This window comes from Mesorhizobium sp. M1334 (assembly GCF_040317995.1).
GTDB lineage: Bacteria > Pseudomonadota > Alphaproteobacteria > Rhizobiales > Rhizobiaceae > Mesorhizobium.
The window spans coordinates 1-24223 of the sequence record NZ_JAMYLM010000041.1 but is presented as its reverse complement, the minus strand read 5'-3'; the positions used below and the strand labels follow the sequence as shown (position 1 = coordinate 24223).

At 58.8% G+C, this 24223-nt stretch carries 17 protein-coding genes and 5 pseudogenes; 9 read left to right on the top strand and 13 right to left on the bottom strand.

Annotated elements, in window-relative coordinates; all coding sequences use genetic code 11:
• Positions 1 to 112: 112 nt before the first annotated feature.
• A pseudogene (locus tag NKH17_RS31945) lies at positions 113 to 573 on the bottom strand (IS91 family transposase); the annotation flags it as partial.
• Here NKH17_RS31945 and NKH17_RS33565 point away from each other — a divergent pair.
• Positions 570 to 806, top strand: coding sequence for a hypothetical protein (locus NKH17_RS33565; RefSeq protein ID WP_502910649.1), 237 nt, complete (start codon positions 570 to 572; stop codon positions 804 to 806). The pseudogene NKH17_RS31945 and the gene NKH17_RS33565 sit on opposite strands and share 4 nt — an antisense overlap.
• Here the strand turns inward: NKH17_RS33565 and NKH17_RS31940 are convergent.
• The 5 genes and pseudogenes from NKH17_RS31940 to NKH17_RS31920 all read right to left on the bottom strand — a co-directional run.
• A pseudogene (locus NKH17_RS31940) lies at positions 694 to 921 on the bottom strand (phage integrase N-terminal SAM-like domain-containing protein); the annotation flags it as partial. The gene NKH17_RS33565 and the pseudogene NKH17_RS31940 overlap by 113 nt on opposite strands.
• Positions 922 to 1315: 394 nt before the next feature.
• A pseudogene (locus tag NKH17_RS31935) lies at positions 1316 to 2345 on the bottom strand (IS110 family RNA-guided transposase).
• A gap of 863 nt (positions 2346 to 3208) precedes the next feature.
• Positions 3209 to 4060 carry an ABC transporter permease gene (locus NKH17_RS31930; RefSeq protein ID WP_352973396.1) on the bottom strand — a complete coding sequence of 284 codons (852 nt, stop codon included), beginning with the start codon at positions 4058 to 4060 and terminating at the stop codon, positions 3209 to 3211.
• Positions 4061 to 4097: 37 nt separating this feature from the next.
• The gene (locus tag NKH17_RS31925) at positions 4098 to 5054 is read right to left on the bottom strand and encodes an ABC transporter permease (protein WP_352973394.1); all 957 of its coding nucleotides are present in this window, start codon (positions 5052 to 5054) and stop codon (positions 4098 to 4100) included.
• Between the two features lie 19 nt (positions 5055 to 5073).
• Positions 5074 to 6663 (bottom strand): ABC transporter substrate-binding protein, encoded by a 1590-nt coding sequence (locus NKH17_RS31920; protein ID WP_352973392.1) that lies wholly within the window; start codon positions 6661 to 6663, stop codon positions 5074 to 5076.
• 665 nt (positions 6664 to 7328) lie between these two features.
• On the opposite strand from NKH17_RS31920, the gene NKH17_RS31915 reads away from it, so the two are divergent.
• From NKH17_RS31915 to NKH17_RS31890, 6 genes and pseudogenes are all read left to right on the top strand, one after another.
• Positions 7329 to 8273 carry a dihydrodipicolinate synthase family protein gene (locus tag NKH17_RS31915; RefSeq protein WP_352973390.1) on the top strand — a complete coding sequence of 315 codons (945 nt, stop codon included), beginning with the start codon at positions 7329 to 7331 and terminating at the stop codon, positions 8271 to 8273.
• Positions 8274 to 8326: 53 nt separating this feature from the next.
• Entirely contained in the window at positions 8327 to 8824 is a 498-nt protein-coding gene (locus NKH17_RS31910; RefSeq protein WP_352973388.1) for an aldehyde dehydrogenase family protein, read from the top strand.
• Entirely contained in the window at positions 8770 to 9597 is an 828-nt protein-coding gene (locus NKH17_RS31905; protein ID WP_352973402.1) for a GlxA family transcriptional regulator, read from the top strand. The genes NKH17_RS31910 and NKH17_RS31905 overlap by 55 nt, the downstream gene beginning before the upstream one ends.
• Before the next feature lie 162 nt (positions 9598 to 9759).
• Entirely contained in the window at positions 9760 to 10029 is a 270-nt protein-coding gene (locus tag NKH17_RS31900; RefSeq protein ID WP_352973386.1) for an SDR family NAD(P)-dependent oxidoreductase, read from the top strand.
• Positions 10016 to 10315: pseudogene (locus NKH17_RS31895) on the top strand (SDR family NAD(P)-dependent oxidoreductase); the annotation flags it as partial. The gene NKH17_RS31900 and the pseudogene NKH17_RS31895, both read left to right, overlap by 14 nt.
• The gene (locus NKH17_RS31890) at positions 10276 to 10521 is read left to right on the top strand and encodes an SDR family oxidoreductase (RefSeq protein ID WP_352973384.1); all 246 of its coding nucleotides are present in this window, start codon (positions 10276 to 10278) and stop codon (positions 10519 to 10521) included. The pseudogene NKH17_RS31895 and the gene NKH17_RS31890, both read left to right, overlap by 40 nt.
• A gap of 362 nt (positions 10522 to 10883) precedes the next feature.
• On the opposite strand, the pseudogene NKH17_RS31885 reads toward NKH17_RS31890, so the two are convergent.
• From NKH17_RS31885 to NKH17_RS31865, 5 genes and pseudogenes are all read right to left on the bottom strand, one after another.
• Positions 10884 to 12509: pseudogene (locus NKH17_RS31885) on the bottom strand (ABC transporter ATP-binding protein).
• 415 nt (positions 12510 to 12924) lie between these two features.
• A complete protein-coding gene (locus NKH17_RS31880; RefSeq protein WP_352973382.1) occupies positions 12925 to 13923 on the bottom strand; it encodes a LysR substrate-binding domain-containing protein in 999 nt (332 codons plus the stop codon).
• 176 nt (positions 13924 to 14099) lie between these two features.
• Positions 14100 to 15113 (bottom strand): mandelate racemase/muconate lactonizing enzyme family protein, encoded by a 1014-nt coding sequence (locus NKH17_RS31875; RefSeq protein ID WP_352973400.1) that lies wholly within the window; start codon positions 15111 to 15113, stop codon positions 14100 to 14102.
• Positions 15114 to 15265: 152 nt separating this feature from the next.
• Positions 15266 to 16339, bottom strand: coding sequence for an alcohol dehydrogenase family protein (locus NKH17_RS31870; RefSeq protein ID WP_352973380.1), 1074 nt, complete (start codon positions 16337 to 16339; stop codon positions 15266 to 15268).
• Positions 16340 to 16755: 416 nt separating this feature from the next.
• Entirely contained in the window at positions 16756 to 18933 is a 2178-nt protein-coding gene (locus NKH17_RS31865) for an NAD(P)-dependent oxidoreductase (RefSeq protein ID WP_352973398.1), read from the bottom strand.
• 87 nt (positions 18934 to 19020) lie between these two features.
• Here NKH17_RS31865 and NKH17_RS31860 point away from each other — a divergent pair, with 87 nt between their 5' ends.
• Entirely contained in the window at positions 19021 to 19653 is a 633-nt protein-coding gene (locus NKH17_RS31860; protein WP_352973404.1) for a hypothetical protein, read from the top strand.
• An 884-nt stretch (positions 19654 to 20537) separates the two neighbouring features.
• Here the strand turns inward: NKH17_RS31860 and NKH17_RS31855 are convergent.
• Entirely contained in the window at positions 20538 to 21599 is a 1062-nt protein-coding gene (locus tag NKH17_RS31855) for an FAD-binding oxidoreductase (protein WP_352973378.1), read from the bottom strand.
• Positions 21600 to 21602: 3 nt separating this feature from the next.
• Positions 21603 to 22841, bottom strand: a complete 1239-nt coding sequence (locus NKH17_RS31850; protein ID WP_352973376.1) for an aromatic ring-hydroxylating oxygenase subunit alpha — start codon at positions 22839 to 22841, stop codon at positions 21603 to 21605.
• Between the two features lie 157 nt (positions 22842 to 22998).
• On the opposite strand from NKH17_RS31850, the gene NKH17_RS31845 reads away from it, so the two are divergent.
• Positions 22999 to 23877 (top strand): LysR family transcriptional regulator, encoded by an 879-nt coding sequence (locus NKH17_RS31845; protein ID WP_352973374.1) that lies wholly within the window; start codon positions 22999 to 23001, stop codon positions 23875 to 23877.
• Positions 23878 to 24223: the final 346 nt, after the last annotated feature.

Sequence of the window (24223 nt, the reverse complement as noted above, 5' to 3'; positions counted from 1 at the left end):
AAATACGCCGCGCCGCGTCAACGCAGCTGGGCTCAAACCCTGGAAGCTCCGCCAACAGAAAAGGAGGAATTATGCGCCTTTGATATCACTTGACCTGAAACTCGTCATGTGAGCGACGGATGAACTCGTGCGGATCGAGCGACATCTGGGGGCGTTGCCGTGACGATAATCGCGCCAGCGGAAGGTTACGCTGGTCTCGTCGGCGCTGACCAAGCGACTGTTGGCGATGGCGACCCGGTGGGTATAGCGGCCGAGATAGGCGAGGACCTGCTCGGGCGAGCCGAACGGCGGCTTGGCATAGACGATCCAGTTCTTGCGACGAAGCTGCCGGATGGCGGCCGTGAAGGCATGGGCCTGACCGAGCCCGTCGAGCGTGCCGGAGAAGCGCAGTCGCCCAGCCGCATAGGCCGCCTGGAGCCGCTCGAGGAACAGCCGCCGGAATAGGCGGGAGAGGACATGGATGGGCAGGAAGAAGCGTGGCCGGCAGCTGAGCTAGCGCCCATCGGAAGAGAGAGCGCCGCCGGGGACGAGGCAATGGATGTGCGGATGATGGGTGAGCGCCTGGCCCCATGACGGTGCCGGCCGAAGTCGCCGAGATCGCCTTTCACAATAAGGCAGTCGTCTTTAAGATCGAGTTCCTGGCCATTCTTCACAATGCCGTCCTGTTCGACGCCGTCGCCGCAACGCTCAAGAGACCGTCTGGTTCAGCGCCGGCCAGGAAATGCCCTGCGACACCAGATAAACCTGGAACGCACGGACGTCCTCCAGCCCCAGCCGATCCGGCGACCGGCCGAAATAACGGCTGAACTTCGTCACCGCATGCAGATAGGATCATTGCGTCGCGGGCGACAGTTTGCGCAAGCTCATGTCGTCGATCGTGCGACGGCGCAGCGGGCTTACCGCTGCCGTGGCTTCAGCCATGGGATGGTCTCCTGGTCAGGGTTGGTCTCAGCAACCAAACCTTCCCATCAGGAGGCCATTCCAGCCAATGCACACGCCAATCCCGCGTCAACGGGTCGTCTAATCGCTCCACCGTCAAGGGGGTAAGTGCAAGGCCGTCGTCCTTTCTGTCGATTCTCGTTCGTCCGAATGCCGGTACAGGGTCGTCTACGCGGTCGACGCGATGATCGCCGCAGGATGAGTTTGGCAGGTGAGATCTTCCTATCTTCGTTGCGCAATCTGCTTATCGAGGCAGTTGCTTCCCGCTTCGCGGAATGATCTCAGCCACGTCCCGGCAGGGACAGCTTGACGCGTCTGTAAGAACGCTGTTGGTGGAATGGTATGGCGGAATCGTCGCAGGCGAGCGACCGGGGTATCAGACAGCGGCTTGCGTTCCTCCGTGCGGATCAAACAGCTCGCCCGTCCGAAGCATCGCATGCATGATCACCGCCAGCTTGCGCGCCAACGCTACGGCCGCTCGCTTGAAGCCGAGCCGATCTTTCAGCTCCAACGCCCAGGTTCGCAGGCTGCTGGTATCCGTCGACCGGTTCAGGATAACCGCGGCCGCCTCATATAGCAGTCCGCGCAACTGATTGTCGCCACGGCGCGAGATATGACCATCATTATCGACCTCGCCGGACTGGTAGCGCCTCGGGGTCAGGCCCACCCATGCGCCCACGGCGCGCGAGTTCCTGAAGTTGGCCGGATCCTCCACCGCTGCGGCAAAGGCGGTGGCTGTGACGGTGCCTACACCGGGCACTGACATGCAGACGGCAGTGCTGGTCGTTACGCGCCATCGCTGCCAGCTGCTTGCTCAGCTCTGCGATTTTGTATCGGATACCACTCCATGCCTGCAGCATTGGCACAACAATGCGCGCCAGCTTTTCTTCACCCCGCAGAAGGTCGCGAACGTTGCGTTCGAACACGCTTCCGGCGCCCTTGGGCACGACAAGGCCGAACGTCTTCATCAATCCACGGATTTGATTGGATATCTGCAAACGCATCTTAAGAAGTTGGCGCCGCGCGGTGATCAGCGTGCGGATCAGCATGCTGTCGAAACCTTTGACGCGGACCTCTCGGTAGAAGCCGACCTCGGCCAGATGTGCCAGGCCATCGGCATCGTTCGCATCGGTCTTGTTTGCGGACATGTCGAGCGCGGCTTTGGCATGCCGCGCGTCGATGCAGATCACCGGCAGGCCCTCTGCCGTCAACGCATGGTAGAACCACACCGACAGCGGCCCCGTTTCGAACACGACCCGCCGGACATGCGGTGCGCGCTTGCGGATCACCGCCGCGAGCAGTTGTGGGTCGGACGCGCACTTGCCCCGCCAAACTCTCTTACCGTTCTGCCGGATCGATATTGCCGTCTCTTTCATGGATACGTCGAGACCGATATAGTGTTCCATAGCAGTCCTCCGTTCGGCGGCTGGGCCGGGTGTCGATCGAGAGCCCGTTCTTCATCCTATCGGAGGACAGCCAGCCGGCCAGATGTTCGAACATCGCCGCCACATCTCAGGTGGCCACCGCTTCCGCGATTACTTCATGTTCGTTCAATCCCATCCGATTGAAATCAACGGCAACATGCTCTAGCCTTCTCCTCAACCTCCGCCGTCGCGCACAGGGCGGCTATGGCCTGGCTTAGCCAGGCCAGTCTCCAATCCCATCCGATCCCTAGTCTAGTGAGCGTCCATAAACGGCTGTTTTCCCGGAGTTTTCAGGGGTCTTTGGCCTGCTGAAGCGATGTTTTGGGGACGCGTGATGGTACAAGTGCATGGATGTCGCAGCCGGGGGTCGATCTGGCGGCAACGGGGTCATAGGGTATCGGCCGGCGCTCGCCGGCGTGCTCCTGAACGCAGCCCGACGAAGTGGTTGAGCCCGCGCCAGGTGCAGCGGGCCAAGCCATAGGCGCGCTTCTCGTGTCCGGCGAAAAGATCAAATACACTGGATTGGACGGTGCGTTCTTGGCGCATTGTCGGCTCCGGCGGTGGCAGAAACGCTTTGGAATCAGTGGCTTGATCTCGACGTGTATCTGAAACCGCCGGGCCTTGCCTGCCCAAAATCACGATTCCTTCAATAATATCAGCAGCTTGCCTTTATGGACGCGCACTAGACTAGCTAGTACCTGAGGTGCCGTTGGTCGCTCGCCTCGACGAGGCGCACCTTGACCCTGATGAGGCCACCGGCCGTCATGCTGTGGCTCAGCTAGTCGGCAGGTTTGGCACCCGCACCAACGACGGCGCTCAAGTGATTGACTGAACTTGCATGGACCTCAGTCTTTCAATCCGCTAGCCGCATGCAGGAACCAGTCCACTACCAAATTCACTGACACGGCGAGCAGGGCGATCGCCCCGGCCGGGAGCAATGGCGTGGTATCGGCGTAGGCGATGAGGGTTGCACTGTCCCTGACCATCGATCCCCAGTCCGAGGTAGGCGGCTGGATGCCCAGGCCGAGGAACGAGAGACCACTGATCAAGAGAAACACGAAGCAAAAGCGGAGGCCAAATTCAGCGATCAGGGTTGGAAGGATGTTGGGCAGGATCTCACGCCCCATAATCCACATGGGACCTTCCCCCCGGAGCCTGGCAGCCTCAACATAGTCCGACACCGCCGCGTTGATCGCCACCGCCCTGCAGAGTCGGAAGACGCGTGTCGAGTCGAGGACCGCAATAATCAATACAAGTGATGTCGTCGTTGTTCCGAAGATGGACAGAAGGAGCAGCGCGAAGATGAGCTGCGGAATGGACATCATTATGTCCACGAGTCTGGAGAGCACTTGGTCTGTCCAGCCTCCGAAATTTGCGGCCGCGAGCCCGGCCGAAGTTCCAATCGAAAATGCCAGGGAAGTCGTTAGCAGGGCGATGCCGATGGTATTTCGCGCCCCGAAAATGAGCCTCGTGAACATGTCTCGGCCAAGATTGTCAGTTCCAAGCCAAAAACTCGAACTCCACGGCTCGAATTGATCGCCGACGATCTGGGCTTCGCCATACGGGGCAAGCTGTTGCGCGAACACGGCTGCGACGAGGTAAAGCACGATCACGACCATGCCGAACTGCGCACTCAAAGGCGCTGATGCGAGCAAGCTAACCCCTTTTTTCAGCGCTCCGGGCTGCACGGCTGTCATGTCGTCACTTTCTGTAGCCGGTCATCGGAACAAAGGCTCATTTTGGGTGCATCAGCCGCGGGTTCATCACTATCGAAAGGATGTCGGCGGTCAGATTGAGAAGTACGTAGGTGGCCGCGAAGATCAAGCTGCACGCTTGGACGACCGGAATGTCACGCTTTTGCACGGAATCTACAATCAGCTGACCAAGCCCTGGGTAGACAAACACAACCTCCACGACGACGACACCGGTGATGAGGTAGGCAAGATTGAGCACGACGACGGTGGCTATAGGCGCCAGCGCGTTTGGTAGCGCATGCCTGACCATGACGCGCCATTCGGACATCCCTTTGAGCCGGGCCGTCTCAATGTACTGGTTACCGAGGAGGTTGATGATGGATGTGCGGGTCATCCGCATCATATGAGCCAGCACGACTATGGCCAGCGTGAATGCGGGCAGCGCGACGGCATTCAGCCGCATCAGAAGGGTGGTGCTTGAATCGACGTCGGACAAGCTCGGTAGAATGCCTGCGTGGACGGCCAGGAGCAGAATCAGGATATAGGCCACAAAGAACTCGGGGAAGGAGATCGAGGCCAATACGACGACGTTGAGGACACGGTCGAGAAATGTGTTGCGATGCAGCGCTGCTACGATTCCACCAAGCAGTGCGAGCGGCACGGAAATCACGGCCGCGCTCACAGCCAGAAACATGGTGTTGAATAGGCGAGGGGCAATCAGTTCCCCGATCTCTCGCCCATTGGAGAGTGCCGTACCAAAGTTTCCCTGGAGTATCCCGCCGAGCCAGTCGAAATACCTGAGGTAGAGGGGGACGTCGAGGCCAAGGCTCCTCCGGAAAGCAGCAACCGTCTCCAGTGTCGCTGATTGCCCCAGCATTTGCGTTGCAATATCGCCCGGCAGGAACTGTATCCCCGCGAAAATCATGAGGGATACAATCCAGAGGGTCAGCGCGCCGAGTGCAACGCGCTGACCAACAATCTTGGCGATAGAGTTCATGACTAGCTTTCAAAAAAGCTCAGGCTTCAGCGAACCACCAGCGCTCAACACAGCGGAACCCGTCCAGATCCCAATTGGACGCGATCTTGTTATGCCCAACTTTACGCGACAAAGCACTGACATTGTTCGCAAAGACCGGGATGACTTCGCCGCCATCGTCTCTGATAATGCTCTGCATTTCCGTGTACATCGTCAAACGCTTGGCGTCGTCGAGTTCGGACCGGGCCGCCAGCAGCAGTTCGTTGAAGCGTCCGTTTTTCCAATGGCCCTGGTTCCAGGCCGCATCGGCGGCATAGCCTTGGGAAAACATCCAGTCTGCAGTGGGACGGCCGAGCCAGTAGCTCATGTAGAACGGCTTTTTCAACCAAACGGAATCCCAATAGCTATCATTTGGCTCCCGGACCACTTTGATATTGATGCCGGCCTTGGAAGCGTTCTGCTGGTAGATCTCCGCAGTATCCACCGCTCCGGCAAACGCCGCGTCAGCGGCCGACAGGTCGATGTTCAGCTCCGAAAGGCCAGCCTTCTTGAGATGGAACCGAGCCTTGTCCGGATCGAACTGCCGTTGTTCCAGATCTTTGGCGTAGAATCGATTTGTAGTCCCGATCGGATGATCGTTGCCAAGCTTGCCGTGCCCATGCAGCAAGGTGTCCAGCAGCTGCTGACGGTCGATGGCATATTTCAGGGCCAGGCGGACGTCTGGATTGCTCAACGGCGCCACAGCGCAATCCGTGGGCGTGCAGTAAAACTGAGTTCCGGCGACCGACAAGATCTCCAGGTTCTTGTTCCGCTCCAAAAGATGAACGGTTTTCAGGTCGGTCCTGTCCATGGCGTGGATCTGACCGGTAGTCAGCGCATTGGTACGGGCAGTGACGTCCTGAATGGCAAGGGCCTCGAACGAATCGAACCAAGCCGCATCCGTTTTCCAGTAATTGGCGAACCGCTTGCCGGAACCCTTGACCCCGAAGTCGATCTTATCAACGACGTAACCCCCGGCACCGACCCCGGATAGGTCTGCCTTGCCGTCTTTGGCAGGTACGATCGCGAGATGAAAATCCTCCAACAGGTACGGAAAGTCCGCGTAGCCGGTCTTCAGAGTAAAGACCACGGTTCCTTTTCCGTCAGCACGCACATCGTCAATCGGATCGACGATCGTCTTGGCCCCAGACTTGGTGTCTGCACCGCGATGGTGGTTGATCGAGGCGACGACGTCTTCGGCGCTCAAGGTCTTTCCGTTGTGAAACTCGACCCCGCTCCGCAGCTTGAAGCTGCAGGTCTTCGCGTTTTTAGACACGTCCCAGGACTCGGCGAGTTCCCCGTTTAGCTTACCGTCAGCGTCGATGCTTGTGAGATAATTATGAATGGTTTTGCCGTACAACTCGGTGAACTGGTTGGCAAATGAACCCGGGTCGAGAGAATCCGACGTCGCACCGGCGCCGATCCCAATCTTGAAATGGCCACCCTTCTTCGGTTGCGACCCTTGAGCGACAGCGCCGTAGATTCCGCTTGACGAAGCCAGGGCGAGGGCGCCGGCGCCAGCCGCGGTCTTCAATAAGGTCCTTCTGCTGACACCGGCAGCAGGCTTCGAACGTTCATCCCAGTTGTTCATTGCTGTTCTCCTCATTGCTATTGTTATAGTTATGCAACCGGCGGGGCCTTCAGAGGTCGCGGTTGCCCACCGACGTTCCTCCCGCCACTTCATGAATTTCACCAGACGCAAGCATGCGTGTGCTCCCCCCAGAAAGGCTGCCATATCGGGATAACACGGCCCTCTGGGTCGATAGTCGCGAGAAATTGTCACCTGCCGGATGACAGTTATTCAACGTCGGTCGCGATAAGCCGGTGCCCATCGAGGGCACGTGCATCGGTCGTGCGTTAGAGTTACCAGGGAAACCCTGGCACGAGATGGATGGTTGGCGTTTGCTCGCCATCAGGCCTTTGGACCCATTTATGCAGGCGGCGGGCTGCCGATATCAAAACGTGCTGCAAAGGGGCCTCGGGGCCTTGTGCTGGGCCCGCCAGATCCCCCGACGGGAAGAAGGTGCCAGGGGCTGCGCCGGCCCAGTGCATCACTGGTAGACTGCTAGAAGCAAACGGTTTCATTGTTCCACGCACGCTCGTCTATCTCCGACGTTAGTGATGAGCCGGATTAGCATGCATCTCCGGAGCGATAGCCGCGAAAAAAAGTAGCCTGCCGAGTGATTTTATTTCGGATGTTGCATCGTCAGACCTTGCTTATAAGCACGAGCCTATAGCCGAACTGGAGCCAGGCTCATGTCGTTCAAAGGCATCATTCCGCCCGTTACCACACCCTTTCACCCGGACGGTTCGATTGACCGCGACGGCTTCTGCGTCATGGTCGAGCACTTGGTTTCTGCAGGTGTTCACGGCATCATCGTGGGAGGCACAACCGGGGAATATTACGCCCAGTCACGGGACGAGCGCGTTGGTCTGCTGAAACTCGCGGGCTCGCTGGTCAAAGGCAAAATACCCCTGATTGCCGGGATAGGCGCCATCCGGACCGAAGATTGCATCGAATACGCCCTGCTTGCCCGTGACCTGAAATATGACGGCATCCTGATAGGCTCCCCGTACTACGCGGTCCCTACGCAGCTTGAACTCGCAAACCACGCCTTGGCCATCGACAAGGCGGCAGACCTTCCCATCATGCTGTACAACTATCCCGGCCGTACCGGCACGATGATGGATCTTGAGTTTCTGGATCGCGTCGGTCGCAGCTCGAATTTCTGTGCGATCAAGGAGTCGAGCGGCAGCATTAACCAGCTTCACGCCTTGGCCCGCGACTACCCCCACATCGACCTGTTCTGCGGCATGGATGATCAGGCACTGGAATTCTTTGCCTGGGGAGCCAAAGGGTGGGTTTGCGGCGCAGGCAACTGCCTGCCGGCTGAACACCTGGCCCTGTACAACGCTTGTGTTATCGAAAAGGACTTTGCCAAGGGACGCCAGATCATGTCGGCCCTTCTCCCTTTGATGAGATTCCTCGAGCAGGGCGGCAAATTCGTGCAGAGTATCAAGTTTGGTTGTGAGCTTGCAGGATTGCCAGCTGGGCCGGTCCGTCGCCCGATGCGCGGCCTTGACGACGAGCAGAAACGCGAACTCGAAACCGTAATCTGCACGCTCAAGACTCTCATTGCCTCAATCGTCGGCAAATCCCAGAAGAAGGTTCCTGAAAATGTCATCGCTCTTAACGCGTGAGGAATACCAGGGCCTCGCGGATAGTCTGCCGCTGCCAACCAATGCGTTGATCGATGGGAAGTCACGCGCGGCCTCGCGAAACCTTTGAAACCACGAACCCCGCAACGGGGCAGGTCATCGCTAAGATCGCGTCGTGCGGTAAAGCGGATGTTGATTTGGCAGTCGAAAAGGCCAGGTCGGCATTCGAAGCAGGTGTTTGGTTCAAGAAAGGCCGGTCTGAAGGGGCTAAAGTCGTTACCGGCGGCAACGCACACAAAAGCGGCAAGGGCTACTTCATTGAGCCAACCATCTTCGACAATGTCACTCCTTCGATGACGATAGCGCGCGAGGAGATCTTCGGTCCCGTACTTTCGGTGATCACGGTGGCGAACGCCGACGAGGCCGTCCGGGTTGCTAACGATACTCCCTATGGACTTGCCGCTTCGGTGTTCTCAGCCAACCTCGGTAAGGCCCATCGCATCGCTCGGGACATCCGGGCGGGTACGGTGACCATCAACTGCTACGGGGAAGGGGATGTTTCGATCTCGGTGCCGGTAGCGGCAATGACGTAAGATTTGACCATCTTGTTATCGTCGCGGGCGAGCCGATTGAAAAACAACTTACACCGTCGCTCAGTACATTTCTTCGCTCCGTCGCACGGCGGGGCATCGCTATCTCGGCGATCGGTACTGCTTCGTGGTTGCTTGCGCAGTCTGGCCTTTTGGGGGAAACCCGGTGCACGATTCACTGGTCACGGCTCGCGGCCTTTTCCGAAGTGTTCCACCGACCGCGTATTCGCGATACTCTGTTTGTCAAGGACGGGCAATTCTCGACTTGTGCTGGCGAATTGGCCGCATTCGACCTAGCAGTCGACCTGATCGGAAGCCATGCCGGTGTGGTTATTGCCCAAGAAGTCTGCCGCCATGCCACTGTTGAAGGTCAGCGGTCCGGAACCAACCGTCAGACTGGCCCCTCAGGGCTTGCATTCGCGGGCGCCAGCGAGAAGCTTGTCGCCGCCATGCAAGTTATGGAAGAAAATGTCGAGACACCGTTATCAATGGACGAGGTGGCAGCCGTCGTTGGCATTTCGCGGCGTCAATTAGAACGGCTTTTTACGACACACCTGGGGCTTCCACCCGTTCGACATCATCTGAAGATTCGGGTTGATCGCGCCAAGCGACTTGTTCAAGGCACCCGGATGCCCCTGATAGAGGTCGCCGTTGCGTGTGGCTTCGTGTCCGCTTCACACTTCTCAAAGTGTTTTAGGGTTGTCCATGGCGTTACCCCTCAACAGTGCAGGCTGGCTGTGCCTGCATGGGTCGGCCCGGGCCTGGGTAGCTGCTAAAATATGGTCCAAGGGCTGCCATGTTAGCTTTGCAGTCGCTCCCCAGTTATTTTGGGCTTCCGGCAGTTCCAGGCTTCCGCGATCGCCCAAATGAGTTTCGAGCGGGCCGTGCGGGCCGAAGAAAATGCGCACCTTCGGCGCAAGCTAGGAGAGGCGTAGCAGATGAGCACATCGCATTTCAGCCTGGCAGGCAAAACGGCGATCGTCACGGGCGCCGGTAGAGGGTTAGGAAAAGCAATTGGGTTGGGTCTGGCATCGTGCGGAGCCGATGTCGTCCTTGCTTCACGCACCTTGGCCGAGTTGGCGGCCGTTGTTGCCGATGAGTGTCGGTCCTTTGGTGTCCGTGCCGAGCCGCTGGTGACGGATATAACGGCAAGTGACCAATGCGACAAGCTAGTCCAATTTCTGTGTCAGCCGCTTTGCCGTGTGTAATGCGAGAATAGGAATTCACGCACCAGCTGCGACGATGCTGGACGAAGACTGGGCTCAGGTGATGGCGGTATCCCTTTCGGGCTACTTTAACGTCGCCTGTTCTGCCGGTCGCCAGATGATCGCTCAGAAACGGGGCTCGATCATTGCCGTCTCGGCAAACTCCAGCGAAGTTGGCTACTCAGAGCTGACGGCCATTGCCTCGGCAAAGGGAGGGGTCGACCAGATGTGTCGAAATCTGGCCGTTGAATGGGGAGCTTATGCCATTCGGGTCAACTCGATAAATCCGGGATATACAGAGCACGTCCTCCAACTGGTGAAGTGGCGCCCGGGACGGCCGTTGACCACGACGAAGACGTTCGCATCATGGCGCCACTTGGCCGTCGCGGCAGTGTGGACGAAATCGCGTGGCCTGCTGTCTTTCTGGCATCCGATGCGGCAAGCTACATCACTGGCGTCAATCTGCGGATTGATGGCGGATATGCAGTGAAGTGACCGCCCGCAGATCTCCGGCGGCTTTTGACGTCACAGAGCATTTTAAGCCGTTTCGATACGCTCGCACTCCATCTGGAGACCCGCGCGCGTCCGGTAGCGTTCCGCTCCCACAAGTAAACGGTGTTTATCTCAAGCGCCAAGACAAGGCACGCCGCAAGCGCTGAACATCGAGGTTCTGCCCCAATTCCAGTCAGGCCCAGGGCCGCGTGGAGTGCGTTTAGCCGCAACCCTGACCGACCAACGCCGATCAGGTGTCCACGCCGGTCCTAAGAGACATAGATGTCTCATGTATAACTTGTTGCGCTGCCGAGCGAATTGCCCAACCGAACTTGGTCACAACGTTATCAATATGGCAGCTATTGCTAATTCCCGGCGCTCTCCATCCGCCGGGTGCCAATCGCCTTGTCCAACCAGCCGACCTCCATCTCAGGGACGGAAGAAAGAAGAAGCTCAGTATAAGGATCGAACGGCGGGCTGAGGACCTGATCTTTTGGCCCATAGCGGGCCACTTGTCCCTGATACATTACCGAGATCGAATCGGCGATCGATCTTACCGTTGCGAGATCATGGGTGATAAAGAGATAGGCTACCTCCTCGTCCTTCTGCAGCTGCAGCAACAGCTTCAAAATTCCATTGGCAACCAAGGGATCAAGTGCCGACGTCACCTCGTCGCAGATGATCAGCTTGGGTTTTGCCGCAAGGGCACGCGCGATGCAAACACGCTGCTTTTGTCCGCCCGACAGTTCTGCCGGATACCTGTTCGCGAGGGTCGTGCCGATCTCGATCTTGTCAAGCAGGTCGGCCACGCGCCGATCGCGCTCTGCACCATTGATGCCGAAATAGAATTCAAGCGGCCGTCCTATGATCGTGGCAACGGTATGCCGGGGGTTCATCGCAGTGTCCGCCATTTGGTAGATCATTTGAAGTTGCCGCAGATCCTCCTTCGAGCGCTCGGCCAGCCGCGGGGGAAGGTCGCGCCCGTCGAACTGGATGCTACCTGCCGAAGGCGGCAACAACCCAGTGATCACCCGTGCCAGCGTCGATTTCCCCGAGCCCGATGCGCCGACTACAGCGAGCGTTTCTCCAGCCTGAAGGTCCAGGGAAACGTCACGTAAGACTTTGATTGCACCGTCGCCCTACCCTGCCGTGAGACCTTTAACTGACAGCACAGGCGCATTGCCTCTGTCCTTCTGATCGTGATCGATATGGTGCACAGACACGAGGGCGCGCGTGTATTGCTCCTGCGGCTGCTTGATGATCTGCTGCGTCATTCCCCGCTCTACGAGCTTGCCGTGTCGCAGTACCATAATCTCGTCCGCGACCTGGGCTACTACCGCAAGGTCGTGGGTGATGTACAGCGCCGCAACGCCAGTGTCGCGGATGGCCTCCCTGATCGCGGAGAGCACGTCGATTTGTGTGGTGACGTCAAGCGCCGTGGTAGGCTCGTCGAAGACAATCAGGTCTGGCTCCGAGCATAGCGCCATGGCCGTCATGACCCGGTGCAATTGGCCTCCCGAAACCTGATGGGGGAAACGCATGCCGATATTCTCGGGGTCAGGTAGGCCGAGTTTTTTGAACAGGGCGATCGCTCGCCTTTCAGCCTCGGTCCGTGTTACCATGCCATGTAGAAATGCCGCCTCCACTACCTGCTCCATCAGCCGGTGGGCGGGGTTGAATGCGGCAGCAGCCGATTGCGCAACATAGCAGATTTCGCGGCCCCGCAGTTTCCGCATGCCACTTGCGCCGATCTTCAGGATGTCACGGCCGTTAAAGATGATCTCGCCGCCAGTTATTTTGACCCCGCCGCGACCATAACCCATGCTGGCCAGGCCTATGGTTGACTTGCCTGCGCCGGATTCGCCGATCAGGCCCAAGACCTTGCCCCGTTCCAGTGTGAGCGAAACGTCATCGACCAGAGTGACGCTCTTTGGACTCTCGCCCAGTGCGTAGACCGTCGCCTCAATCCGGAGGTTGCGTATATTGAGCAAAGTTTCGGGCTCTCCAGGCCGGCTGACCTGCGCGGAAGTGGAAGGTGTTAGGGCCGCCGGCTTTTCCGACGATGAGAGAACAATCGACATTTGCAGTGGTCCGCTCCGCTGAGACCGACGCCGGCCGGTTTTCATTTTTGGGCATTACGAGCGGGCCGATACCGCGCTGGATGCGACATTCCATTGCACAATCGCACCAAACTTCGAGGCCAACCGATTTTGCATTCAACAAGTCCGACGTCTGTCTGCGCGCCGCCCGGCGGGGACTGCTGACTTTCGGGTGCGGCACGTCTCTTGTACCGTGCGGATCGAGCGATTTCGCCAAGCCAGATCGGGCGCTTCAAGAACGTCCGTTGTAAGCCTCGTATCCAGGCCGCGTTCTCGGTGGAACTGGATGCGTCGCGCTCGTGACGTCTCACTCCCGACCCACGAAGTCGTGTATGGGCAGTTCGCTACGTTGGTCGTGATCGATCGGCACACTGCTCTCCGCTCTTGGATTCCAGCTGATACCGAAAGTGGGACGGGGCATGGACATGAGCCAGTTCGCAAAAAGCGCGGCAGTCTTATTCAATGCTGTTTCTGCTCGGGAGACGAGATAGACGCCCCCGCCGGCGGCGATCTTCTCCGGCAGGAGTTCAACGAGTTGTCCCCGCCGGACCTGTTCGCTCGCCGTTCCTATCCAACCCAGCGCGATCCCGCCACCGGCCCGTGCGGCCTGCATCATCATGAGATGGTTATCGAAAACAGGACCGGGTAACCCACCGGATACGGTGACCCCAAAGCGCCGGAACCATTGTTTCCAGTTGAACCATGTCTTGTCATCGGCTCTGGCATGCAGAAGGGTCAGCTTCAACAACTCCTCCGGTGATTCGATCCTGCCGATGCTTTTGGCGTATGATGCGCTTGCGACCGGCACGATCTCCTCGGCGAACAGGAGGTGTGAGGTGCATTCTGGCCAGCCGCCGTTCCCAAATCTCACCGACATGTCGATGTCTTTGGCAAGGGTTGGCAGTTCCTGGTAGGCGGTAACGACGTTGACCGTGACATTCGGATGAAGGTCTTGGAATTTTTTCGGGGCAGAAGCCAGATAGTTCGCATAACCAAGATTGCACGATACTGTTAGTGTATCTGACTTCGATGCGCGCTGCAGGGATTCACCTTCCAACCAGATGATATTGAGGCCCGACACGATTGCGTCCACATAGCGGCGGCCTTCGCATATCAGTTGCAATCGGCGCGCCTGCCTCACGAAGAGCGCAGTACAGAGGAAGTCTTCCGCCTGCGCCATGAGATGGCGGATCGCCGCCTGCGTCACGTTAAGGTCGCTGGCAGCCTTGGAAAAGCTACCCAGCCTTGCGGTCGCCTCGACCGCCAGCATGGCCTGGACCGGGGGGATATGCTCCCAATACTTCATAAACTTCTCTCATATTCCCATGAAGCGTTTGCCCATATGATTCCCTCCGGTCGTCCGTATAGCCCGGGGGGACATCACAAGATGTCGCCACGGCCTTCAGATATCGCACTGGCCGCTGGCCTGTTGTGGCCAGGGGCCGTAGCCTGTCTATCTGCGCTGCGCGGAAAGCCAATTCGCTAGTCGCCCCAGACCGAAAGAGGCTCGCCTAGAATGGCGCGGTCGACCTCGATCCCGAGCCCGGGCAGGTTCGGCGGGATAACGCCCCCGTCGCCATATCGCGCGTTGAAGGTGGCCGTTTTCGTCGTGACCATATCATCGCTTTTCAGCACGCATCGCAGCAGTCGCGTCGGCACGGTTGCGCCAAGATGAACGATCGCGGCGAAGGCGATGGTGGAGCCAGCGGTTTCCTGGACACTCACCGTCAGGCCTGCAGCACGGCAGATGTCGCGGTGCCGCCGGCCATGTGTCAGGCCACCGGCTTTCGAAATCTTAAGGCCGATGCCGTCAGCCAGATCGTTTGCCACAATGAAGGCAACGTCTTCATCGAGCTGGACGAGCTCGTCGATTACGATGGGGTAGGGGCAGCGCCTGCGCAGCGACATGGTTTCCCGGATCGTCGCGCAGGGAGCCTCCAGGACAAAGTCCAGCCCCTGCGGCAGCAACCGCAGCATTCTCAGCGCGGTTTCGGGAAGGAGACCGCCATTCGCATCGACGATAAAGAACTCGCCTGGTTTCTTGTCTGCCAGGCACGCAGCGATCCGTTCGGCATCTAGAGCGGGGCCTCCTTCGCTGTCCAATGCTCCGATCTTGACGGAATGCCCCAGATATCCCCTCGCGCGGTGGTCCGCCGTGCGGCGGCGCATCTCTTCCGGATCGCCAGCATAGATCGACGAGATCATCGGAAGGGGCTTTCCTGTCCCACCTCCCAGCAGTTCCGCAACCGGCATGCCGACTGATTTGCCAAAGATATCCCAGCAGGCGACGTCGAACGCCGTTTTGGCGTGATTGTGCCCGACCAGTGCGAAATCCATCGCGTCGTTGATGCGGTCGACCTGGCGAGGATCGCGGCCGAGCAAGGCCGGCGCGATCTCGGCGATTCCCGCCCTGGTGCCAAGCGAATGGGACGCAATATAGGTGGCACCGAACGGAGTGCTCTCACCCCATCCCTCTGTCCCATCGTCCGCGACCATACGCACGATCGAGGCGTCAAACGACGTATACTCGCGCCCCCCAGACAGAAGATAAACCCCGCCGTAGTAGGGAAGGTCGACCTTATAGAGCTCAATTCTGGCTATTTTCATGGATGGCCTGTCTGGTCTTCGAGGATGAAGGCTGGTTTGGATTATGATCGCGGCGGCACGAGCACGAGCTTCCCGGTGTGAGACTTCGACAGGAAGTCCTGCTGCGCCACGGCGATCTCGCTCAGCGGGTATACGCGTGAGATCACAGGCCGGAATTCTCCGTTCTCGATATAGCGGACGAGATTTTCGATCACCTGGTCTTCCTGGAATGTACAGCCAAACAAAGTCAGATCTTTGAGGTACACATCGCGGATGTCGATTTCGGCGATCGGTCCTCCGATCGCGCCCGCCACCGCGAACCGGCCGCCGCGGCGCAACAACTCAAGGAGCTGCCGCAGCTGCGGGCCCCCCACGAGATCAATAACGACATCGACGGTTTCCGAACCCAGGGCGCCAACCAGATCGCTGTTGCGGTCGACGGTCAGGTCGGCTCCTTGGGCCTTCACTTCCGCGGCCTTATTCGTCGAACAGACCCCGATGACGGTCGCACCCCGGCGCTTGGCCAGTTGCACCGCGGCGAGCCCTACGCCTCCCGAGGCTCCCGTGACGAGCACACGCTCCCTTCCCACGGCGGCCCTGTCCAGCATGTTTTCCGCTGTCGAATAGGCACAGGGAATGGCGGCCAGTTCCTCATCGCTCCAGTCACAACTGACGGCGTAAGTTTCACGCGCCGGGGCAACCGTGAACTGCGCAAATCCACCATCGCACTCGCTTCCCAGCGTCCAGCACTCGTAGGGGCGGTAGTCCACATAGGTTCGCAGCATGTTGCGCACGATGACGCGTTGGCCGACGCGCTCGCTGGGTACTCCCTCTCCCACAGCGACGACACGGCCGCACACGTCTGCGCCTTGGATAAGTGGAAACTTGAGCGGAGTTCGAGACCAGCTTGCATCGTCGTCGTCGATAGCAGCAAAGCCAAGCGCCCCACCGTCGCTGGTCTCGGCCTCGACCTTCTTCGAGTACCATCCGATGCGTGTGTTGATATCGGTGTTGTTAACGCCGGCGGCGCCAACCTGGATGAGCAATTCACCCGCTTTTGGTCGCGGCACAGGGACGTCGTTTCGAACCGCAAGTTTTTCAAGGCCGCCATGACCTGTCAGAACTGCGGCAGTCATCGTGCTCGGAATCATCGGGAATTCGGCGTTCTCTGATCGCGATGGATGGGGGTTGGATCGACCGAACTGTATAAGAACGCAATCGATGAGCCGGCACGAAATTAAGTCACCTGGGTGGCGACTTTTTCGCGCGCCGGAGACACCTCCAAAAGCAATCCCGCAGGGTCCATCTAACGAGCTCGGGGCAGGCCTACTGTCGTAGCCCACGAAAACGCTAAATTTATAGAGTGGCCGTTCAATCGGCTATCCCGTGGTGCTTAAGACGGCAACGCCGGACATTGATCACAACAGTGATCGAACGGCGTCCTGTGGAAGGTCGCGGATGAAGCAGCTCTCAAGATCGCCTACGACAATCTGCGGGCGAAGCTAGGATCTCCACCACCCGGAGCCAACCGAGCTTGGTCGTACATCCATCTTCATGATGCAGCTGGTGCGTAGAGACCGGCATCGTCGAGAATGCGTCGGTGGTTGAGCAGATCCAGTGCCAGGTCGCGGTGATACCTGCTGACCAGGCTCGCCCGCCGTTCCGGGTCCGGTGTCGCATCGATCCCGCCGATAACCGCCGCGATCCGTTCGGAGAGCTGACGCAGCGCCTTCCACTGTTCGGGCTGACCCGCAAGTGCGCCAAGGCTGGCCGAGGTCGACTTGCCGATGCCGGCGGGAACCGTCGAGCCCAAGTCAACGTATCCCTCCGGCAGCGCGCCTTTCAAATTCCGCACCGCCTTGAACTGGATTGCGTCGAAGATCTGGTCGACGGCCTGCTTGGCGCCTGCGACGCGCGTAGGATGGTCGGTGTCGGCAGCGACGTGCGGAAGCAGCTCAAGCCTGCCGGGATACCGCTTGTTTAACGGCAGATAGGGAGTAAGCGGCCCTCTCAACGCGCCATCGTTCGCGTCGCTGAAGATGTCCGCATCCACCGCCACATGGCTGACCTTGCCCGAGAGCAAGGCTGCGTCGAGCGCATCGATGTCGATAAGTTCGCCGCGATCATAGTTGATAAGCACCGCGCCATCGGCCAGTCTTGACAGAACGTTATGGTTCACAAGACCAGCATTGGTGAACTTGCCTGTCGAGGTATCGAGGCGTCCGAGTCCGACGTGAATCGAGAGGACGTTGGCGTCCGTCGCTGCCTTGAGCGGCGTGTCGGCATATTCGAAGCCCTCGGACTCGATCCAAACCCGATGGCGCTCCCGGGCATAGACGCAAACGCGCATGCCAAAGGCCGATGCCAGTTTGGCAACCTCCCTGCCGATATTGCCGTATCCCAGGACAGCCAGTTTCTGCCCCTCGAGCTTTGCGGTCGGGAAATCCTTCAGGTCGCGCCCGGTGTCGAAGTTCCCAGCCACGGTCCTGTCATGCAGCTCGTCGACGGGAAGGGTAGGAGCGACCTTGAGGAGCGCCTTCATGGCCATCTGAGCCGTTGCTCGGCTATTGATGCCCGGTGTGTTCATGAGCGGCGCGGCGCCACTGTCGCCGTCGGGGCCGCCCCATGAGCTCGAGCCCATGTTGCCGGTGCCGGCGCCAATTCTGATGCCACCATGCGCAAAGACCGACTGCTTGGGAATGAAGGTGGCCGCCGTGATGATGGCATCGTACTCGCCATGGGCCGTACAGCCCAGAAGCTCGTCCTGGGTGCTCAATCCCGGCTGATAGAAGAAGTGGATTTTTCCCCGTTTCAGGACGTTGCGATCCCGCAGGGGCCCGAGGTGGAACTTGCCTCCCTTTTCACAGATGTAGGCTGCGATCTCGCTGCTGTCTGGCATGCCATTCTCGCCAAGGCGCAGCCCTAGCAAGTCGGCAATTAGGACGGTGTAGGCCCGTTCGGGATCATCCTTCCTGGCAAGGCCTACGGCCGAGGGGGTGCTTTCGAACCGCTCGCCTTGCGCGGCCAGTTCCTCCTCGAGAACGGCAACCTTCGCTCTGCGATAGGCATAGGCGAGGTTCTCGAGCAGGAGGCGGACGTCCTCCGGGTCGCGGATGCCCCCGATCCAGGCCCGGTAGTCGCCGGGCATGCCCGGAAATGCGTTCACGTACCGAGCGGCGTCCAGGCCCTTTTCGTACTCGCCATTCACATGCGTGATGCCTTCATAGCCGAGAAGCTGCTTCGAGCGGGCAATAATCCGGGCATGAACCTCCTTGTCGGTGATGTCGGGGTCGACGACCTTGAGCAGAACGACGGCAGCGCCGCGCTTTTCAGCTTCGCTGACGGTGAACTTCAGCAGCGAGTTGTTGTCGACCCAGTCAGAGATCACCCGGCGGTTCTCGACCGAGCGGCGGTTGAGATCGCCGACGGAGCCAACACGCCGGGCAGCCTGGAGCAGGCCAAATGTGGTCTCGGCGAAGGCCAGTGCGCTGTAGGTGTTGATGACGCCACCAAGCATGCGCTGCTGTCCTGCGTCATAGAACGGACCGATAGCCAAAGATCTCTTTCCGCTGACCGGAAGCTTTGCATCGACAGGAGGGGCCAGCTTTAGCTGGCGCGGAATGGCCCATGCGGGATCGTTCTGATTGTTCTCGACAAGCTTCAGCGCTTGCCGTGTGAACGAAACAACGAAGTAGCCGGAGATGCCGCCAATCGCCTTCTGGAACGGCATGAAGACGCAACATTTCGCGAGAGCTTCCCGCACGATACCCTCACCCCAAGGCATCGCTCCCAGCATCGACGTTGCGTCGAGGACGGCGTGGCGGTTTTCAGGATCTCGATCGAGCCACGTCAAAAGCTCCTCGATTTCCGATCGGCTATAGGTGTTGGCACCCGTGGTCTCGTGCCCGACGCCGAGGAACAGCGTCGTGCCGAGCGCCTCGAGTTCCTTTGCGGTGGGAATGGACCCCTCGACGCTGGCGAACTGAATTTTGTCGGAGCTGCCGCTTTGCGCAAACTTCTGAAGTTCGAGAAGCTGGGTAGCCCAGGATTGCCTGAAGAAGCCCGCACCGCCGGACTCGGCGGCCTCCGGTTTCGTCGTGTCGACGTAAACGCGCTGCTTCTCGTTGTTCGGGTTCATGAGGTGCATGACCGCGACCGTGAATCCGCTATGCCCGCCGCCAAGTCCCACGGCCATCAGATTCTGTTTGGGAAATTCGAAATACTGATGGATGGAGTGCATCATGTCCGTCAGGATCTTGTCCGCCGGATAGCCTCTATGCATGCTGCGAGCGATTTCAGCCGTCGTGAATGGACCGAGGTCGTTGCCCTTGTCATCGAGCTTGCGATAGTTGGCCTCCAGCCAGGCATCGAATTCGTTGCGCCGCAATCGCCCCGCAACCTCATCGATTGTCGCGTCCGTGATCGGGCCTACTCCGAAGAAGGGATTTGACGGCGCCTTTGGGGCGCCCGACCGCGTAGCGCTCTTCTCGCGACCGACCTGTTCTTCCATTTTCACGATCGTGCTCATTTCGGAGTTATCCTTCATTTTGCCCCGCGCGAAAAACACCGGGCATTCGGGCAAAGCCCCGCGTATTCTGAGTTCAGTACCGCTGGGTGTTGAGATCCGGCCGCGATCGTAAATGTTCGTTTGTGCGCCGGTGCGACGCTTGCGACAGTCCGTCGACAATTTGAGACATAGACAAAGCGCATGGCCATGGCGTGCTTGCGAGCTTGCCGCAAGCCCGCCACAACTTCCGCTTCTTGCCACAACTTCCGGTTCTCAGATAACAATCACCCTGCCCAATTTGCCGAACCTGCCAGTTCCCTATCGTCGACGACAGCCTCGACGCGCGCTGGAGCGGGCGCGGCCGGCCGTCCCTGCGCATTGACAGCGCGCCCTGGCTCCCACCTCTATTCCTCGGACGAATTGCTAGCCCAACGACAAGCGTGTGTATGCAATGCAGACCGCCTTCGCCCCGACGACTGTGACCGGCTGAGCATGCGAGCATCGCCTACCGTGTCAGGATCTGCTGAGACGTCACGAGCGCCGCTCTGCGGGTTTTGTCAGGGCATGGCGGCGGATCTTTTCAAATTGTCCGGAACAGTACGGCAGGCGGGTCGGTATAAACGCTCATTGCCGGTTATGCTTTCAGCGTCCCTATTCCCCCTAGAGACAAAGTGAGCGAGATCAAGTTTGTTCACGAGTTCATCCGGCCCCGGTCGAACGCCGCCTCTGATATGGCCAACTATCCCTTCGGGCCATAAGCTGGCTCGCTCTCAGCCGACTGCATCGTCCATCATTGCCGCGCCCATGGGCCGGATGGATTCGAATGCTTATGCGGCGACGGTCACCCGACCGATCGGGCGGGAGCAGCAGGCAAGAACATAGCCATCGGCGATATCCTCGTCGGTGATGCCGCCATTGTGCACCATATGCACCTGCCCTTCGGTCTTTCGGACCTTGCAGGTTCCGCAGATTCCCATCGAACACCCTGAAGGAATCATCAGACCCGCGGTGCGTGCTGCTGCAAGAAGGGTATCGGTCTCGGCGCATTTCGCTGTAACGCCAGACGAGGCGAAGACGATCTCAGCCTGATTTTCGTCGCTCGGCACCACGTCGTTTGGCACATCCTCGGCGTGGTCCGGCTCTGCCGCGAAGCTTTCCTGATGGTAGCGTGTCATGTCGTAGCCGAGCCCGGCAAGCGCCTCGCGGACGGCCCGCATAAAGGGCTCGGGTCCACAGCAGAACACCTCGCGATCTAGATAATCCTGCGCCATCAGGCCCAGCATGATCTGGTTGAACATTCCTCGATAGCCAGTCCAGGACCGGAAGGGATCAGCCTCTTCGACGACCCACTTCAGATCGATGCCGATGATGCGCGAAGCCATGAGCTCCATTCTGTCACGCAGGATGATGTCTGACGGACGGCGCGCGCAGTTTATAAAAACAATGTCTGGCTCTCGACCGGAATCATAAAGCCAAGTCGTCATTGCCACCATGGGCGTAATGCCGGAACCGGCTGAGATGAAGAGGTATTTATCCGCCGGATGATGAACGATCGAAAACTTCCCCGCAGGCCCGATGGCCTTGATGCGCATGCCTTTGTGCAAATTGTTCAGCATCCACTTCGTGCCGATAGATCCATCCTGTGCCTTGACGGTGACCGTAAGCGCCGTGGGCCTCGAAGGCGAAGATGAGATCGTGTAGGTGCGATAGAGCGGCCCGTCAGGAACGGGCAGTTTCAGCGTGACGAACTGCCCCGGTTCATGATTGAACAGCGCCCGGGACGGACTCTGGAAGCTGAAGGTCACAACATTCGGTGCTTCTGGAGTGCGAGTGACGCATTCAAGCGTCTCGGCATCCGTCCAAACGGTGAGCTTGTTGAATGCACTCATCGGCTACTCCGCTGCCGCCTTAAGCGGCGCAAGGGCGCGCTCGATCCAGGTTGCGTACCAATCGACAAATTGTGTCACGCCGCTTTCCTGAACCGGCGAGTAGGGTCCGGGAACATAGGCGGGGGATAGGATCCCCTGCTGATTGGTTTCTACAATCTCGCGGTCCTCGTCATTGGTGGTGATCCAGACTTCAGTCAGGCGCTTGAGATCGTAGTCGACGCCTTCAACAGCGTCTTTGTTCACCAACCAGATGGTTGTGACTTCTGTTTCCGTGGCGCTGATCGGCACGACCCGGAAAGTAAGCGAATGGTCTGGCAGAAAATGGTTCCAGGCCGATGGATAGTGAAACATCAACAGCGAGCCTGCTTCGGGCAGAGCCACCTGGCCAAGATTCTTGCGCACGGCAGCCTTACCGTCCAGCGTGTAGCTTACGGCCTTTTGCTGCAATGGCATCCGTGCCACACGATATTGGCCGCCGCCTGCCAGCCGAAACTGCGCAGGTGCGCCCGCGGCTTCGCAACGATCGAAATGCGCCTGGAGCGTCGCCGAGACTGAACCGTCAGCAGAGACGCCCGCCACTTCCGGGTCTAGCGAGAATGAGCGGCAAAGTGCCGGGTGGTTGCTGCTGCAATGGTAGCATTCGCGGTTATTTTCCCACACAAGCTTCCAGTTGGCCTTCTCGATGATGGTCGCCATAAACGCTACCTTCGCATTGTTGAGGTCGTGGACCTTCAAGTAGGGAAGGGCCACTTTGGCAAACGGTTCGAAGTCTGGCGGGGTAGCCGCTATACAGATGTAGATCAGGCCCTCCAGATTGCGCAGCTGCACCGGCTTCAGCCCATGCTTGGACATGTCGAAGTCGGCCCCCATGTCATTTGCCCAGATCAGCTTCCCGTCGAGTTCATAGGTCCACTGGTGGTAGGGACAGACGAGCTTAGCAACTTGGCCATCGCGCGCCTTGCAGATCATCGAGCCGCGATGACGGCAGGAGTTGTGAAAAGCGCGGATTTCGCCATCGCGGCCTCGAACAATGATCACCTCATAAGCGCCGACGCGTATCGTCACGTAGCTGCCCGCTTTCGCTAGCTGGCACGCCGGAGCCGCATAGAGCCATTCTTGGTAGAAGATGTGCTCGAGATCGAGCTGGTAAATCGTCGGCGATGTGTAGAACGGCTGCTCAAGGGCATAGCCCGGCACACGGCGCGCCAACAAATCTTGGATGGAGGGCGAGGTAGCGTTCATGCCGAAATTCCGTCGAGTCTATTTTGCGTTGAGCTTTTCTCGCCTCAAGGCCCCTGGCGCAATGGCAATTAGTTTCAACCTGATTTAGTTTTGCTAACCTCTCACTTGTAGGGGGCGTATGCATGAGACCCCTGAAACGATCTGAAGATTCCACTAGATGCCAAGACCCTATGACCTGTCCTCCATCAACGCCCTCATCTGCTTTGAGGCGGCCGCGCGCCACGCCAGTTTCAAAAGAGCCGCCCACGAATTGAACGTGACGCCCGCAGCAATCAGCCACCAGATCAAGGCGCTGGAAAGTGACCTGCGATGTAACTTGTTCTTGCGCCGGAGCCGTGGTGTCGAATTGACCGAAAAGGGGGCGTTTTTGTTCGTTGCGGTGAAGCGCGGGCTCGAGACGATCTCGGAGGCCGTCGTGCACATGCGCGATCGCTCTGACACTGTTGACGTGACCATCCGGACAACCACGGCGGTCAGCTCACTATGGCTTACGCCGAAGATTTCAGCTTTCTGGAAAAATCATCCAACCGTGACGGTCTCGCAGATCGTTAGCGACGTGCCCGCAACAGCAATCAGTTGCGACCTAAGCATTCAATACGGGGATGCGCAGGAACACCTCGAGGAGTGTTTCAAACTCTTCCAAGATCGGATCGTCGCCCTCGGCACCCCAAGGTTCGCCGCCGAGTACGGTATCGCCACAGTTGAAGATCTACTCATGGCGCCCCTGATTCATATGAATAACGAGGAAACCAGCTGGACCAACTGGCCGGAGTGGTTTCAGGCACTTGGATACCCGACCCCAAAGGGTCGCAGGTTTTCCGTAAACAACTACATGATCGCCCTTCAGGCTGCCCAGGACGATGTCGGTGCGGTGCTGGGTTGGGACGGGTTGGTCAAAAATCTGATGCAAGACGGACGCCTGATCGTATTGGTGTCTCAAAGTATTCCGTCGCCCTCGGCATTCTATCTGAAGATCCACACCCGGGCAGGTGCAAAAGCTCGACTTTTCGCAAACTGGCTAGCCAAGCGCTTTTGAGTGGCTAAGCTGGGAACCGCCATGGACGCCGAGAGAGCCCGTTGGTGCATATATGACTTTCTTCGAGACGTCTGCGTGCGGCGCCGTCATGTCAGTTGGCTCAATAGCTTGTGGCACCACCTTTGAGCGCCGCTGACAAGGCGATTCTAGGCCTAGGCTTCCAACTCGGTGTCCTACCTCATCAATCCATTGATTTTTCAGCGCTTTTTCACGTTCCATAATTCCTATTATGCAACTTGACATTATTGGCGCAAAGTTAAAATGTCTTGATTCTGCAAAGTAGGAATGTCGCCCTGCTCGCTGTCGAGCGAGGGAGACGGCAGAATGGGATTGATCCTCATGAGCG

Excerpts from the sequence above, each read along its gene's own strand:
- NKH17_RS31925 (WP_352973394.1), bottom strand. The coding sequence starts at position 5,054 with ATGAACTCTATCGCCAAGATTGTTGGTCAGCGCGTTGCACTCGGCGCG.
- NKH17_RS31915 (WP_352973390.1), top strand. The coding sequence starts at position 7,329 with ATGTCGTTCAAAGGCATCATTCCGCCCGTTACCACACCCTTTCACCCG.
- NKH17_RS31865 (WP_352973398.1), bottom strand. The coding sequence starts at position 18,933 with ATGCCGTTCCAGAAGGCGATTGGCGGCATCTCCGGCTACTTCGTTGTT.
- NKH17_RS31880 (WP_352973382.1), bottom strand. The coding sequence starts at position 13,923 with ATGAAGTATTGGGAGCATATCCCCCCGGTCCAGGCCATGCTGGCGGTC.
- NKH17_RS33565 (WP_502910649.1), top strand. The coding sequence starts at position 570 with ATGACGGTGCCGGCCGAAGTCGCCGAGATCGCCTTTCACAATAAGGCA.
- NKH17_RS31845 (WP_352973374.1), top strand. The coding sequence starts at position 22,999 with ATGCCAAGACCCTATGACCTGTCCTCCATCAACGCCCTCATCTGCTTT.
- NKH17_RS31875 (WP_352973400.1), bottom strand. The coding sequence starts at position 15,113 with ATGGTCGCGGACGATGGGACAGAGGGATGGGGTGAGAGCACTCCGTTC.
- NKH17_RS31930 (WP_352973396.1), bottom strand. The coding sequence starts at position 4,060 with ATGACAGCCGTGCAGCCCGGAGCGCTGAAAAAAGGGGTTAGCTTGCTC.
- NKH17_RS31855 (WP_352973378.1), bottom strand. The coding sequence starts at position 21,599 with ATGAGTGCATTCAACAAGCTCACCGTTTGGACGGATGCCGAGACGCTT.
- NKH17_RS31870 (WP_352973380.1), bottom strand. The coding sequence starts at position 16,339 with ATGACTGCCGCAGTTCTGACAGGTCATGGCGGCCTTGAAAAACTTGCG.
- NKH17_RS31900 (WP_352973386.1), top strand. The coding sequence starts at position 9,760 with ATGAGCACATCGCATTTCAGCCTGGCAGGCAAAACGGCGATCGTCACG.
- NKH17_RS31890 (WP_352973384.1), top strand. The coding sequence starts at position 10,276 with ATGGGGAGCTTATGCCATTCGGGTCAACTCGATAAATCCGGGATATAC.
- NKH17_RS31920 (WP_352973392.1), bottom strand. The coding sequence starts at position 6,663 with ATGAACAACTGGGATGAACGTTCGAAGCCTGCTGCCGGTGTCAGCAGA.
- NKH17_RS31910 (WP_352973388.1), top strand. The coding sequence starts at position 8,327 with ATGGGAAGTCACGCGCGGCCTCGCGAAACCTTTGAAACCACGAACCCC.
- NKH17_RS31850 (WP_352973376.1), bottom strand. The coding sequence starts at position 22,841 with ATGAACGCTACCTCGCCCTCCATCCAAGATTTGTTGGCGCGCCGTGTG.